At 35.3% G+C, this 13,963-nt stretch carries 11 protein-coding genes; all 11 read right to left on the bottom strand.

Features of this window, described 5'->3' with window-relative positions; translation table 11 throughout:
• Positions 1-54: 54 nt before the first annotated feature.
• Positions 55-546, bottom strand: coding sequence for a hypothetical protein (locus R9X47_RS21240; RefSeq protein WP_432663087.1), 492 nt, complete (start codon positions 544-546; stop codon positions 55-57).
• Between the two features lie 18 nt (positions 547-564).
• A complete protein-coding gene (locus R9X47_RS21235; RefSeq protein WP_432663086.1) occupies positions 565-2,019 on the bottom strand; it encodes a sodium:solute symporter family protein in 1,455 nt (484 codons plus the stop codon).
• A 220-nt stretch (positions 2,020-2,239) separates the two neighbouring features.
• Entirely contained in the window at positions 2,240-4,111 is a 1,872-nt protein-coding gene (locus R9X47_RS21230; RefSeq protein WP_432663085.1) for an AAA family ATPase, read from the bottom strand.
• Between the two features lie 249 nt (positions 4,112-4,360).
• On the bottom strand, positions 4,361-5,452 hold the full coding sequence (locus R9X47_RS21225; protein WP_432663084.1) for an enoyl-CoA hydratase/isomerase family protein: 1,092 nt from the start codon (positions 5,450-5,452) through the stop codon (positions 4,361-4,363).
• A 168-nt stretch (positions 5,453-5,620) separates the two neighbouring features.
• Entirely contained in the window at positions 5,621-6,712 is a 1,092-nt protein-coding gene (locus tag R9X47_RS21220) for an enoyl-CoA hydratase/isomerase family protein (RefSeq protein WP_432663083.1), read from the bottom strand.
• A gap of 157 nt (positions 6,713-6,869) precedes the next feature.
• Positions 6,870-8,264: an aldehyde dehydrogenase family protein gene (locus R9X47_RS21215; RefSeq protein WP_432663082.1), complete on the bottom strand. Its 1,395-nt coding sequence runs from the start codon at positions 8,262-8,264 to the stop codon at positions 6,870-6,872.
• Between the two features lie 21 nt (positions 8,265-8,285).
• On the bottom strand, positions 8,286-9,299 hold the full coding sequence (gene iolG, locus R9X47_RS21210; RefSeq protein ID WP_432663081.1) for an inositol 2-dehydrogenase: 1,014 nt from the start codon (positions 9,297-9,299) through the stop codon (positions 8,286-8,288).
• Positions 9,300-9,326: 27 nt separating this feature from the next.
• On the bottom strand, positions 9,327-10,223 hold the full coding sequence (gene iolE / locus R9X47_RS21205) for a myo-inosose-2 dehydratase (RefSeq protein WP_432667677.1): 897 nt from the start codon (positions 10,221-10,223) through the stop codon (positions 9,327-9,329).
• Between the two features lie 23 nt (positions 10,224-10,246).
• Complete coding sequence (gene iolD, locus R9X47_RS21200) at positions 10,247-12,181, bottom strand: 3D-(3,5/4)-trihydroxycyclohexane-1,2-dione acylhydrolase (decyclizing) (protein WP_432663080.1); 1,935 nt, start codon at positions 12,179-12,181, stop codon at positions 10,247-10,249.
• A gap of 127 nt (positions 12,182-12,308) precedes the next feature.
• Positions 12,309-13,097 carry a 5-deoxy-glucuronate isomerase gene (locus tag R9X47_RS21195; RefSeq protein WP_432663079.1) on the bottom strand — a complete coding sequence of 263 codons (789 nt, stop codon included), beginning with the start codon at positions 13,095-13,097 and terminating at the stop codon, positions 12,309-12,311.
• A gap of 19 nt (positions 13,098-13,116) precedes the next feature.
• Positions 13,117-13,956: a class II fructose-bisphosphate aldolase gene (locus tag R9X47_RS21190; protein WP_432663078.1), complete on the bottom strand. Its 840-nt coding sequence runs from the start codon at positions 13,954-13,956 to the stop codon at positions 13,117-13,119.
• Between the last annotated feature and the right edge of the window lie 7 nt (positions 13,957-13,963).

The raw sequence follows: 13,963 nt of genomic DNA, 5'->3' as shown, positions 1-13,963 counted from the left end.
AACGATAAATTTAGATATAAGTTACAATCCTAAGAAAATATAAGTAAAAGTTCTTTATTTTATTTCATAGAAATCTCCATGTAAAATCATTGGTTTATTCCTACCATCAAGCTCAAGTAAGTAAAAACCTCTATAAATAATTTGACTCTCAACTAGATTACATTTGTAATAATGTTTATATCTCATGTACATATTCTTTTGTACTATTCCTAGAGAGTTCTCCTCAGATTCCTTTTCCGAAACCTTAGGTTCTAGTACTTTCTCTCTAGGAATATTATTGATTTTACTTATTTCCATACTATCTTTTAGTAAAGCGCTTATGCTGCTGAGACCATCGGTTAAAGTCCCTATTTCTTCTGTGAAAGCCTTTTTGAAGGATTTTACATTATAGCTATAACGATGAAAATAATAAGGCTTATAAACTAATTCGATTTTCCGAGGCATAGAAATATTTTTTTTAAGTCTCAAAAATCCCTTATTCGTCTTTCTATATTGTTCAATTATCTCTTCTTCATTCTTTAGTGGTACTAATAAATTTATTTCCATTTCTTCAGCCTACTTTATTTAGAATTTTTTGGTCAATTCTTCTTCATTTAAACTTTCTATAAAAGCATATTTATCTGGTGAAGGTGCTGGAGTTAATTTAGACACTATAAGTAGTAAGAGTAATGATGCAATCGAACCGGCAAACATTGGGTGTAGTCCTCCAAAGAACCCACCAACATGTTTATACAGATAGAATTTAGATAATACTGCAAATCCTCCACCTAATATGATTGCTGATGTTGCACCATAGGCATTAACCTTCTTGTTGCGCATACCTAAAATCAGTGGGAAAAACACACCGGCTGAGTAAATCAAACTAGATAGAACTATGATACTTACTACCCCTGTTAATATCTTAGAGAATAATAGTGATATCAGAGCAATAACTACCGTAGTAACACGGGCAACAAATATGCCTTCTTTTTCTGAAATATCCTTACGAATCAATCGCTTATAAATATCTACATGAAATATTGTTGCACAGGAGTTGAGTTTAGATGAACTTGTAGACATTGTTGCCGCTAGGATTGATGCTAGTAGTAGTCCTCTTATCCCAACTGGTAACACTTGTTGAATAAGTACTGGAACAGCCATGTCTGGATCCGATAGGTTTGGTGCAATAACCGACGCTGCAATACCCAATACAGCTACTATTAATCCATAAAAAATGAAATTTACACCTGTAAATATATATGCAAACCTTGCAGTTGATTCATCCTTTGATGCAAATAGTCTTTGAACAACATGCTGATTAGTTGAATATGCAAAGAAGCAAAGAGCTATCCAGGCTGCTGGCTCCATTGTACCCATAGCACCCAAATCCCAAAACGACGCTGGAACCGTCTGCATTATATGAGACATTCCTCCAGCCTTAGATATTGCTAATGGCATCATTATGATAACACCAAACATTAAAACAAAGTATTCTATAACATCAGTCCAAACAACGGCTACCAGTCCTCCTGCCGCAGTATATGTAACAAATAATACAGTTGCAATGATATATGTGTAATGCTGCGGTATACCTGTTAATGTAGTAATGGCCAATGCCGCCACAACAGTCTGTGCTGTTATTGAAACCGTTTGCCCACCGAGGTATAAAAGTGCAGCAACAACTCTCGTTTTAACGCTATAACGTCTTTCAAGGAACTCTGGAACCGTTGTTAGTCCAAGTTTTCTAAATCCTTTGGCAAGGGTAAGTCCTAGTATAATCCATGCCGGTACTGCACTCCAGTTCCACCATGCCCCTGCTATACCTGCAGTATAGGCTAAACCGGCGGCACCTATTAAGCTAGACCCTCCAAAGTCCGTGGCAGCTGTGCTTAGTGCCGTTGGAAGCTTCCCAAGACTCTTACTTCCGATCAAATAATCTTCCTCGCTTTTTACCTTTGACGATGCCCATTTACCAACATACGCTATCAAGATGAAAAATAGTATTATGACGATCCAGTCAATGAAACTTAAAGCTACCATAAAATACCTCCCAAAAGTAGTTTTTCAAAAGGATTAAAGATATGAAGTTCACATATCATACTTCCTCCCTAAGTTATTTAACCTCTCTAACCCCTCTGTTGTATTTAATATTACATCATCACCGTCACTCTATGGTCTAGCTTATATCGTCAATCAAACGTCTAATTTTATTGTCAATTACACATCTATAGAGTTATAAAAAGATTACATTTTCATGGTATTACCTTTTACTAGTCATAGCATCTATTCTACTACTTAATAACCGCTTTTTAGCAAAGGATAACTTTGAGTAAATATACTTTTTAAGTTTTGGATGTGATAACTCAAAACCTATTTCAGGTAAATCCTTAACTTCCCTTAAAAGATTTCTTTGCAACAACTCCTCCACAACATCCAAAATCTCCATCTCACTATTCCCTAATATTTCTTTTAAATACCCTATAGTTACTCTGTCAGGAAAAACCGAGATAATATCTAATAACTTTAAGCCCTCTTCACTTACATCTAGCAACCTACTTTCAATTATGTCCTGCAACATAGGAGATAGCTTACTAACATCCTTTTCTGCCAACAAATTGTCAACTAAATTAATCAAGAAAAGTGCATTTCCTTTAGTTTCATTGTACAAAATACTTTCAATTTCTTTAGTGAAGGAGTTATCTTGACCTACTAGACTATTAAAAAACTCTAGAGTTTCATCAGCATTAAATCTTTCAAGGCGAAGCCTGTCTATTAAAGAATACATTCCCATTTCTGTAAAAAAATCTTCAATATTTTTATTATATGAATTTCTACAGGTGATCAAAAATATAATTTCCTGGTTGTGAATTTGAATTAACATATTTTTAAGCAGCTTCAAACTCATATAATCTATCCACTGAATATCATCAATAAAAATTACAATTTTTTTATTTTGTGCAAGGTGAAGAAAAACATCAATAACTCCCTGCTCGACTACTTGATATCTCAAGAAGTCAGCTAGCTCTACTAGTTTGTTATATATTTTCATATTCCCCTTTTCAAACCTTGGAAATGCATAGGATATAACCTTATTTATTAGCGGTGGTATTTCTATTTTGTCTTCATCAATAACACTATAAAATTGTTTAAATATTCTATGCCATGGCTTTAAAAGAAACTCTTTTTCTGCCCTATAACAAACTGAACTGAATACGTACATTTCGTCTCTGTCTAAAAGTTCTAGGGTTCTTTCCATAAGAGCAGTTTTACCCACACCTACTTCACCTATGATTGCGAAGGATTTCGCCTTCCTATCCTTTAAAAAATTATTTATATTATCGTCTAATATACTTAGCACTTTGGTTCTTCCGTAGAAAAATTTCTTTGATTTCTTTTTTTTAATCCCACTATTTTTTTCTTTCTCAGCTACAATTTCCTTGAATAAATCTCTAGTTTCCTTATCAGGAACAATACTAAGCTCTCTCTGAAAAGTATTCAGCAATTCATTATATATTTCTAAGCATTTATCATACCTTTTTTCCGTCTTATAAATATTCATTAAACTCCTATATGCGGATTCATCGAATTCATCTATAGATATTAATTTTTTACAAAACTGCTCTGCAATCTTCAAGTCGCCATCTCTTAAGCATTTCTCTATCTCCACATGTATCTTTTTTATATGCAATTCCTTATAATAATCTCTGGTTGAAAAAATCCACTCTTGAAAATTATCAGCATTCTTTAGAACAAATCCTTCAAGAAAGTCTTTGTTTCTTAAATTTCTAAAGGATTTCTCGTTTTTCTCAATATCTTCTTCAGAAGTTAAATACTCAACATCGGCTTCAATATTTGCTTGTGAATTCAATTTAATAATTGATCTTCGTGGTGATATTAAAATATTTTTATCTAAGGATTTTCTAATCAAATATATTGCATTCCTCAGATTTTTCTTAGCTGTATCATAAGAAATATCATCCCAAAATAACTGACATAGCTTTTCTCTTGTTGCCTGCTTTTCAACAATCAAATAGTAAAATATAGCTTCAGCTTTTCCATATGGAAATATTATTTCTTCATCGTCCTTTAAGACTCTGGGAGTCCCTAGCAAATTGACTTTGATTTTTTCCATTCTATTCACCTTCTTTATCATTTTAAGTTTTTATAGTCTTTTAAACCCGCTTGTTAATAACCAAAGACATAATATTTTAAAAATTCAAACCTTTTAATTTAGTTTATTTTATAAAGTTATATATTTCAATAGAAAAGCTTGCTTAAAAATTAAAAGCCCTTCTAAGATATAGATATGAACTCAGAAACTTAAGTAGATTAAATTTCTCAATCACACATCTATATTTTAGAAGGGTCCTTCAATACAATTTTATATTTCAAAGTCCTCTAAAGGGTTATTTCCATCCTTCCAGGGATATGTAAAAAACGAAGCTACAGTCTCTTCCTTTATCTCTTCTAAAGTTGGTGGATTCCAATTTGGATTTTTATCTTTATCTACCAGTACTGCTCTCACACCTTCAAAAAAGTCATGACATTTCATGAAGTTTATACTCATTGTAAGTTCCATCATTAAGCATTCTTTAATGGATTTTTTCTCTCCCTCTATAAGTTGTCTAAGTGTAACCTTAAGGGAAGTTGGAGATTTTGAAAGTATGGTTTTTATAGTTTTATCAGCCCATTCGTCACCTTTATTGGCTGAGCTCCGAAGTGAATCTACTATTTCTTCTATGGTATTAAAAGCAAAATGCTTGTTTATTTTTGACTCTAAATCGACTATTGGTGAACTCATGTTAGGATCCTTATTATATTTAGATATTAAATTACCAAGTTCCTCCTTTGACCTTTTAGTGTTCCAATTTCTTTCAATAATTGCCTCTCTTAAGTCATCCCATGAACTGCTATCTATATAATAATCTGCTACTCCTGAATAGAGGGCTTCTGCAGCATTGATTGACTTTGATGTCAATGCTAAGTATCTCCCTATACAACCAGGCATTTTATTCATAAAATAGCTAGATCCTACATCTGGATAAAGTCCAATACTTGTTTCAGGCATTGCCCACTTTGTTCTTTCCGTAACTATTCTATGGCTTCCAGGAACGGATACACCAACTCCACCACCCATAACATAACCATCCATATAAGAAAGTATAGGCTTAGGATATAGATGCATAGTTAAATCCATACGGTATTCCCTAGAAAAAGATTCTATTGCCGATTCTATTATATTGCCATCCTTTAGATCATAGAGTTGCCTAACATCTCCGCCTGCTGAAAACGCCTTTTCACCTTCTCCTTCAATAACAAGTATGGCAATACTTTGGTCATTCTTCCATTTTAGCAGTTGGTCATACAAAAGCTCAATCATATTATCTGAAAATGTATTTAACTTTTCAGGGCGATTTAGCTTTATCCACCCAACTCCATTACTTGCTTCAAATAAAATCTCTCTATTCTCCACTATTGTTATCCCACCTTATATATTTTTTCTAATTATTGAAACAATTCTGTTTTTATTTCTTATTTTTAAATATAATATTGGTTATTGAAACTGTCAACAAAAATAAAGGGACTATCTCATAAAAATATCTTCTGAGTTTAGTCCCTTGTTGTCCTTATTCTTACTTAACTATATTTCAAAATCCTCTAAAGGATTTTTCCCATCTTCCCAAGTATATGAGAAAAATGAATCTACCACTTCTTGTTTTACATCATCTAAAGTAGAAGGATTCCACTTTGGATTTCTATCTTTGTCCACCAGCACAGCTCTAACACCTTCAAAGAAGTCATCGTAATGCATGAAGTTCATACTCATTTCTAGTTCCATTTTAAAGCATTCCTTCATTGTTTTCTTCTTTCCTTCATTAAGTTGCTTAAGTGTAACCTTAAGGGATGTCGGTGACTTCGTAAATATTGTTTTTACAACATCATCTGCCCATTCATCTCCCTTATCAGCGGCTTGCTGTAAGGATTCTACTATTTCCTCCATAGTATCGAATCCAAAATAATAGTTTATTTTCTCTTCTAACTGTTCAAGGGGTGAAGCTATAGGTGGCTCCTTACTATACTGAGATATTAGATCATCTAGTTTCTCACCAGTACCATCAAGGGTCCATGTTTTATCTACAATGGCTTGTCTTAGCTCTTCCCACGAACTAGTATCTATATAATAATCCGCTGCACCTATATATAGGACATCAGCTGGCTTAACAGATTTTGAAGTAAGTGCCAAGTAACGTCCTGTTTGACCTGGCATTTTATTCATAAAATAGCTTCCTCCAACGTCTGGATAAAGTCCAATATTCATCTCTGGCATTGCCCATTTTGTCTTTTCTGTAACTATTCTATGGCTTGTACCAACACAGATACCTACTCCACCTCCCATAACGAAACCAGTCATATATGACATGATTGGTTTTGGATAGGTAAATATAAGCATATTCATACAGTATTCCGTATAAAAGAATCCAAAGGCATATTCATCGATATTAGAGTATCTTTTCTCTCGAAGATGCACAACATCTCCGCCTGAGCACAACGCTTTATCACCTTCTCCTTCTAATAACACCATTGCTACATTATCATCATTCTTCCATTCTAGTAACTTCTTATACATACACTCTATCATTGGATAAGAAAGGGCATTTCTCTTTTCTGGCCTATTAAGTCTAATGAAACCAATACCATTCTTAACTTCAAATAAAATATTTGGATTGTTCAACGTATATCACCTCTCATATTTGTATATCTTCTCTTATAAGTCTATTACTACCATAATATCAGAAAAAGAGATAAAAAACCTCATAATTTCCTATATGCTATTAAAAAAAATAGCACAACAAAGGTAAATTGTCATGCTATTTTTATTCTTTTATTAATTAGTCATTCATTATACTTCCAAATAACTCTTCATCAGTTGGAATAACTGGCTCTATTGGAGAAGATACCCAAGTAACATTTATGAAATGCTTGTAAGTTATATTCTCTGATGCTATATTACCACCCCAAGTACCACAGCCTAGTGTTAATGTAAATGGCATTCCGTTGTCCCAGTTACCGCTGTTACCATAGCATTGTGGCTGTCTTATCATTATTCTACTGGTCTTAGTTCTAAGTCCTATTTCCTTAACTCTTTCTTCATCATATGTGTATAATCCACATGAGTGACCTGAACCTTGGTATGAAGTTATTTCATTAACCTTATCTATTGCTGCATCAAAGTCTTTAGCCTTATATACAGTCAATACTACTGACATTTTTTCTCCCGAGAATGGATAGTCAGCTCCTACACCTTCTTCTTCTACCATAATGAAAGTCTTTCCTTCTGGTATCTCTAATCCAGCTACCTCTGCTATTTTCTCTGCTGGCTGTGCAATAATATCACGATTTAAGTGTCCATGTACCCATAGTGCATTTTGAACCTTTTCTTTCTCATCACCAGCAGCTAAGTATCCTCCTTCTGCCTTTAGATTTTCCATTAATTCATCATATACACTTTCTACTACAACTATAGAGTTATCTGAAGAACAGCTTGTAGCAAAGTCAAATGTCTTGCTTAACATTATTTTGTTAGCTGCTTCTTTAAGGTCAGCTGTTTCATCAACAACAACTACTGCATTACCGGCACCAACACCGTATGCTGGTGTTCCAGAGCTGTAAGCTGCCTTAACCATTCCTGAACCACCTGTAGCAACAACAAGGTCACATTGCTTCATAAGTTCGCCACTTGCTTCCATTGTCGGCTCTTCAATTGGTATTAATAGGTCTTCTGGAGCACCATATTTCTTAAGTGCTTCACGCATTGTATTTATAATCAATGTGTTTGTTTTCTTAGTTCTTGGATGTGGTGCAAATATAGCTGCATTTCTACCCTTTATAGCATTCATAGCCTTAATTACTGGTGTTGCCTCTGGATTTGTACAAGGTACTAAAGCACCTATAACTCCAACTGGCTTTGCTATTTTGATTAGTCCCTTTACTTTATCTTCTTCAATGATACCAACTGATTTAGCACCATTCATGTCTCTAAGGTTACCTTTAACCTTCTTTTGAAGCTTTATATATTTTCCGTCATAGTTTCCAAGCTGTGATTCTTCAACAGCAAGCTCTGATATTTTTTTTGAATTTTCTTCCTTAACAATTGCCCATGCTATTGCCTTTACTAGTGTATCAACTTGCTCTTGAGTATAGTTTTCTATTTCTGCTTGAGCCTTTCTAGCTCTCTCCATTAATCCAGAAATAAATACTTTAGCTTCTGCATTCATGTTTTCCATAGTCACTTTCCCCCTAAGTCTTTATTCTTCTATTTCACTAATCTTTACTGGTCTACCTTCTTCTAATGATTTCTTAGCCGCTAAACCAATTAATACCGGCTTAAGTCCATCGATTCCTGTAACAGATACCTCAGTATCATTAACGATTGCATCTACGAACTGCTTAACCTCATCTGCAAATGACTGCATGTATCTCTCCAAGAAGAAGTAAAGTGGCTTCTCAGCATTTACTCCATCTACAGTACTGATTACTGCCGTTGAGTTTGTATCATTTTTTACAGCTACAGAACCCTTAGATCCAAATACTTCAGCTCTTTGGTCATATCCATAGGCAGCACGTCTACTGTTGTCTATAACTCCTAAAGCACCATTTGCAAACTTTAGTGTAATAATTGCTGTGTCAACATCTCCTGCTTCCCCAATAGCTGGATCAACTAGTACGTTTCCTACTGCATAAACTTCTTCTACCTCACTACCAGAAAGATAACGAACCATGTCAAAATCATGGATAGTCATATCCAGGAATATACCGCCTGAAACCTTTACGTATTCTGCTGGAGGAGCCTCTGGGTCCCTTGATGTGATTTTTATAATGTGTGGATCACCGATTTTTCCTGCTGTTACAGCTTCTTTAACTGCTTTAAAGTTATGGTCAAATCTACGGTTAAATCCAACTTGAAACTTAACTCCTGCTTTTTCTACTACTTCTAGCACTTTGTGTATTCTTCCTAAATCATGATCTATTGGCTTTTCACAGAATATATGCTTTCCAGCTTCAGCAGCTTCTATTGACATCTGTGAATGTGTATCAGTTGAAGAGCAAACTAATACAGCTTCAATTTCAGAATCATTTAAAATCTCTTTATGATCAGTGTAAATCTCCTTAATTCCCATTGTCTTTGCCCATTCTCTTGTTTCATCGTTCATGAATGGATCAGCAATCGCCTTTACCTCAGCATTTGGTACAAACTTTGTTATACTTTCTGCATGTACCTTTCCAATTCTACCCGCTCCAATAATACCTATTTTTAGCATAATCAAGACCCCCTAAATGGCTTTATTTTATAATCCAGTTTTTTCGCTAATGAATTTTCTTGCTTTTATTGCATACTCTAATGGATTTGCCTTAGCAGGATCTTGCTCTGCCTCAACTACCATCCATCCTTCGTAGTCAGCCTTAGCTAATACATCAAATGTATGATCAAAGCTTACAGCTCCATCTCCAGGTACCGTAAACACACCTTCATTTACACCCTTTAAGAAAGACCATTTCTCTTCCTTAAGCTTGCCCAGTACATCTTCTCTTACATCCTTTAAATGAACATGTACAATTCTATCTACATACTTGTCAATTATTGCATCAACTGATTCTTGAGTTCCTTCTGAGAAATACATATGTCCTGTATCAAATAGTAGATAAACATCGTCATTTGTCATTTCCATAAATCTATCAACTTCTTCTGGAGTTTGAATTCCTGTTCCCATATGGTGGTGAAGAGAAACCTTCATTCCTTTTTCTGCTGCAAGCTCAGCTAATTTATTCATACCCTTAGCTAATTTTTCCCACTCTTCGTCTGTGAATACTGGCTTTTCATCAAATATTGGCTTATCTAAACCTTGGATGCTGTGTCCTTGCTCTGAACAACCAATTACCTTTGCACCCATTTCATGTAAGAAATCTCTATGCTTTATGAAAGCCTCAATTGTTTCTTCCTCTGGTTTAGTTGTGAAGAAACAGCTGAACCATGCATTACAAATTTGCACACCTCTTAATTCTAAAGCTTTCTTAAGTACATCAGTATCCTTTGGATATTTATTTCCTACTTCACTTCCTGTAAACCCAGCAAGAGCCATTTCACTAACACATTGTTCAAAGGTATTTTCCTTACCAAGCTCTGGAAGGTCATCATTTGTCCAAGCTATCGGTGCGATTCCTAATTTAACTTTACTTTTATCCATTTTCATTTCAAATTCCCCCTAAATTAGTATTGTCTAGCCTTGCTTAAGCCTTCTTTCATTTCATCATGTGCTTTTTGCACCTTTTCATTTTCTGATACTTCAGGTACTCCAACATGCCACCAGGACTCATAACCATTTGTCATTGTCTTAGGCATAACCTTAATATCTATTAATGTAGAAACTTTTTGTTTCTTAGAATCTTCAATCGCTTCCCTTAATTCCTCTATAGTCTTAACCGTATAGGTTTTAACTCCATATCCCGATGCCGATTTAGCAAAATCTATAGGTATAAGTCCACCGGATAGCATTCCAGTTTCTTCATCTCTAAATCTAAACTCAGTTCCAAAGCTTCCTATGCCCTGTGACATTTGAAGATTGTTGATACATCCAAATGCCATATTGTCAAATAGTAATATATTAACCTTCTTTCTTTCCTGAATACTAGTTACTAGCTCAGAATGAAGCATTAAGTAACTACCATCTCCAACCATAGCATAAACTGCTTTATCTGGAGCCGCTAGTTTAACTCCTAATGCACCGGATACCTCATAACCCATACAAGAATATCCATATTCCATATGATAGGTATTTGGCTTCTTAGGACACCATACTCTTTGAAGGTCTCCTGGTAAGCTTCCTGATGCTCCAACAACTATTGCATCCTCATCTAACAGTTTATCTAGTTCTCCAAGTACTTTAGTTTGTGTAAGGCATGATCCAGTATCCTTATAGAACTCTGGTAACACCTCATCTATATGTCCTGCCACTTCTGGCTCAAAGCCCTCTTCTTTATACTCAACATTAAATAGTCTGTCTAGTTCCTTTAGCCATGCATCCTTAGCCTCTTTAATTTCATTAGCATATTCAGATTTATAGCCTTCTTTTTCAAGCTCAGCTCTTATTGAGTCTAAACCTGCCTTAGCATCGGCTACAACCTTAGTAGCATCTAGCTTATTTGCATGGTATTCAGAAATGTTGATTGTTAAAAATTCAACATTCGGGTTTAAAAATAGCCTTTTTGATGCTGTAGTAAAGTCAGTGAACCTTGTTCCTACACCTATAACCAAGTCCGTTTCTTTAGCGATTAGGTTTGCTGCTAGGTTTCCTGTAACTCCTATTCCACCTAGGTTTAATGGATGTGTCCATTCAAGTGCACTTTTTCCTGCTTGAGTTTCTCCAAAAGGTATATTAAAGCTTTCAGCAAAGTCACTCAGTGACCGAGCAGCTTCTGAGTATCTAACTCCTCCACCACAAACTAAAATAGGCTTTTTCTTTCTCTTAATAAGTTCTACGGCATCTTTTACAGAAGCCTCTGTTGCTGGTCTTCTTTCTATTCTATGAACACGCTTTTTAAAGAAATATTCTGGATAGTCATACGCTTCCGCCTGCACATCCTGTGGAAGTGCGATTGTAACAGCTCCGGTATCTGCTGCACTCGTTAATACTCTTATGGCATTAACCATAGCAGTCATTAATTGTTCTGGTCTGCTAACTCTATCCCAATACTTACTGACTGCTCTAAAAGCGTCGTTTGTACTAATTGATAAATCATGGGATTGTTCAACCTGTTGTAATACAGGGTCTGGTTGTCTAGTTGCAAAGGTATCTCCTGGTAATAATAGTACAGGAATATTGTTTGCTGTTGCCGTTGCAGCAGCAGTTACCATGTTTGCAGCACCTGGACCTACAGAAGATGTACATGCATAGATCTGTCTTCTATGCTTCTGTTTTGCATAGGCAATTGCAGCGTGGGCCATCCCCTGTTCATTTCTACCTTGATGTACTACTAGATCTCCGGCATCTTGCTCTAACGCCTGTCCGAGACCTACAACGTTTCCGTGCCCAAAGATTGTAAATATACCCTTTACAAATTTTTGTTCCTCACCATTAAATTCTACATATTGATTGTTTAGGAATTTAACCAATGCTTGAGCAACGGTCAATCTAATTGTATTCAAGCAAAGCACCTCCATTTTCATCTATTAATCTAATAATATATATCTAACTTTAAATTCTATTTGTAAATAAACAACATTATCACTTGAAATTTATTCAACCTTAAAGTTGTTTATCTTTTATTCATTACTACTTCTCAGGCCAAATTTTTGCATTTGGATCTAAAAGCCACTTATGCTCCTCTTCATCAATTCTGTCTGTCCAAGGATTATTATCTAGATGTCTTATCATCCAACAATAGTACATTGCATAACCCGGTGCGGTAGCTTGCGGATGAACTAATCCACCTGGAATTGCTGCAATACTGTTATGGCTAATCTTGAATACTTCATCACCAATTATTGAACATCCAAAGCCTTGAGTCTTATTAAATCTATAGTAATATATCTCTGGCTGCGGATGATGGTGTGGTATATAACTAGACCATTTTCCAGGATAGTTGATAACTTCGCCAATTACTAGGTTTGAGTATGGTGCATTTGAGTAGTCAAACACCGTACGCACAACTCTTCTTGAAGTATCTCCTAGTACTCCATCACCAAAGATATCACTTCTACAATCCTCTGGAGAGTATAGTTTAGAGTCAAATACCTTTTCGTTAGTAGTCTTTTCTAAAAGTACCTCTGCTTCAGAAGCAGCAGTTATTTTGACTTCTATTCCCTTTGGTACATGTAAGCACCAAGGGTCTTCGTCAAAGATGGAATTCCTTGTCATCTCTTGCTTATTGCCTTCCCACTCTAGGGTGATAGTTCCATCCAATAAAAGGAAAGCGCTTTCTTTGTCACCGTCTACACAAATTTCAACATCGTCATTTTTAAGCTTATATACACCTACATCCATAAGCATATCACTGTGTTTACCATCCATTTCAGCCATACTATTGTAGCCATAGCTTAAATCGCCAAATCTACTAAACATATTTTATACCCCCAAAATTTTATCTTTTTTCTGCACCTAGGATTACCATTTTTTCTTTAGCCACATTCTTAACTTCTATCATTGGCTTTTTAAAGAACTTTATTCTATCAAACTCCTGTGGCTTGTCATTTACTTCATCTCTCAGTGTATTTCCAAAGGCCATTCTTAGGGCGGTACCTATATTCACCTTACCTACTTTACTCTTGGCTAATCTGCTTAAATCTTCATCTTTTACGCCTGTTGATCCATGAATAACTAATGGTACATTTACTACTTTTTCAATTTCTGCTAATCTATCATATTGAATGTTTGCTTCCTGTGCCTGCATTCTGTGTAGTGTTCCAACAGCAACTGCAACTGCATCTACACCGGTTTCTTCTACAAATCGTTTTGCTTCCTCAGGTACAGTGTACATTGCTTTAGCCTTTATGGATGGATCACTATAACCGACGGAACCAATTTCACCCTCAACGGAAACCCCGAAATGATGGCCAATATCTGCAATTTCTTTAGTTCTCTTTATATTTTCTTCTAACGGCAGTTGTGAACCGTCATACATAACTGAGCTAAAACCTGCTTTAATTGCAGATACAACCTCTTCAACTGATTTTCCATGGTCTAGATGAACGCATACTGGAACTTTAGCTTCTCTTGCAAGATCAGTAAGGATATTACCCAATATTTTGATCGGCATATGAACTACTGCATCTCTATTAGTCATTAGTATCACTGGTATATTTAGTTCCTCAGCAGCTTCGATAACCATCACAGCATCTTCGTAACCAAATACATTGAAACCTGCTACTGCATAGTCGCTATTTGATGCATCGTTTAATATCTCTTTTAAAGTAACTAACATAGTAATT

Source organism: Wukongibacter baidiensis (assembly GCF_050888315.1).
Classification (GTDB): domain Bacteria; phylum Bacillota; class Clostridia; order Peptostreptococcales; family Caminicellaceae; genus Wukongibacter; species Wukongibacter baidiensis.
Note: the sequence above shows the minus strand (reverse complement) of the source record. Positions and strands in the feature narration are given on the sequence as shown.

Excerpts from the sequence above, each read along its gene's own strand:
- R9X47_RS21240 (WP_432663087.1), bottom strand. The coding sequence starts at position 546 with ATGGAAATAAATTTATTAGTACCACTAAAGAATGAAGAAGAGATAATT.
- R9X47_RS21235 (WP_432663086.1), bottom strand. The coding sequence starts at position 2,019 with ATGGTAGCTTTAAGTTTCATTGACTGGATCGTCATAATACTATTTTTC.
- R9X47_RS21230 (WP_432663085.1), bottom strand. The coding sequence starts at position 4,111 with ATGGAAAAAATCAAAGTCAATTTGCTAGGGACTCCCAGAGTCTTAAAG.
- R9X47_RS21215 (WP_432663082.1), bottom strand. The coding sequence starts at position 8,264 with ATGGAAAACATGAATGCAGAAGCTAAAGTATTTATTTCTGGATTAATG.
- iolG (WP_432663081.1), bottom strand. The coding sequence starts at position 9,299 with ATGCTAAAAATAGGTATTATTGGAGCGGGTAGAATTGGAAAGGTACAT.
- iolE (WP_432667677.1), bottom strand. The coding sequence starts at position 10,223 with ATGGATAAAAGTAAAGTTAAATTAGGAATCGCACCGATAGCTTGGACA.
- R9X47_RS21195 (WP_432663079.1), bottom strand. The coding sequence starts at position 13,097 with ATGTTTAGTAGATTTGGCGATTTAAGCTATGGCTACAATAGTATGGCT.
- R9X47_RS21190 (WP_432663078.1), bottom strand. The coding sequence starts at position 13,956 with ATGTTAGTTACTTTAAAAGAGATATTAAACGATGCATCAAATAGCGAC.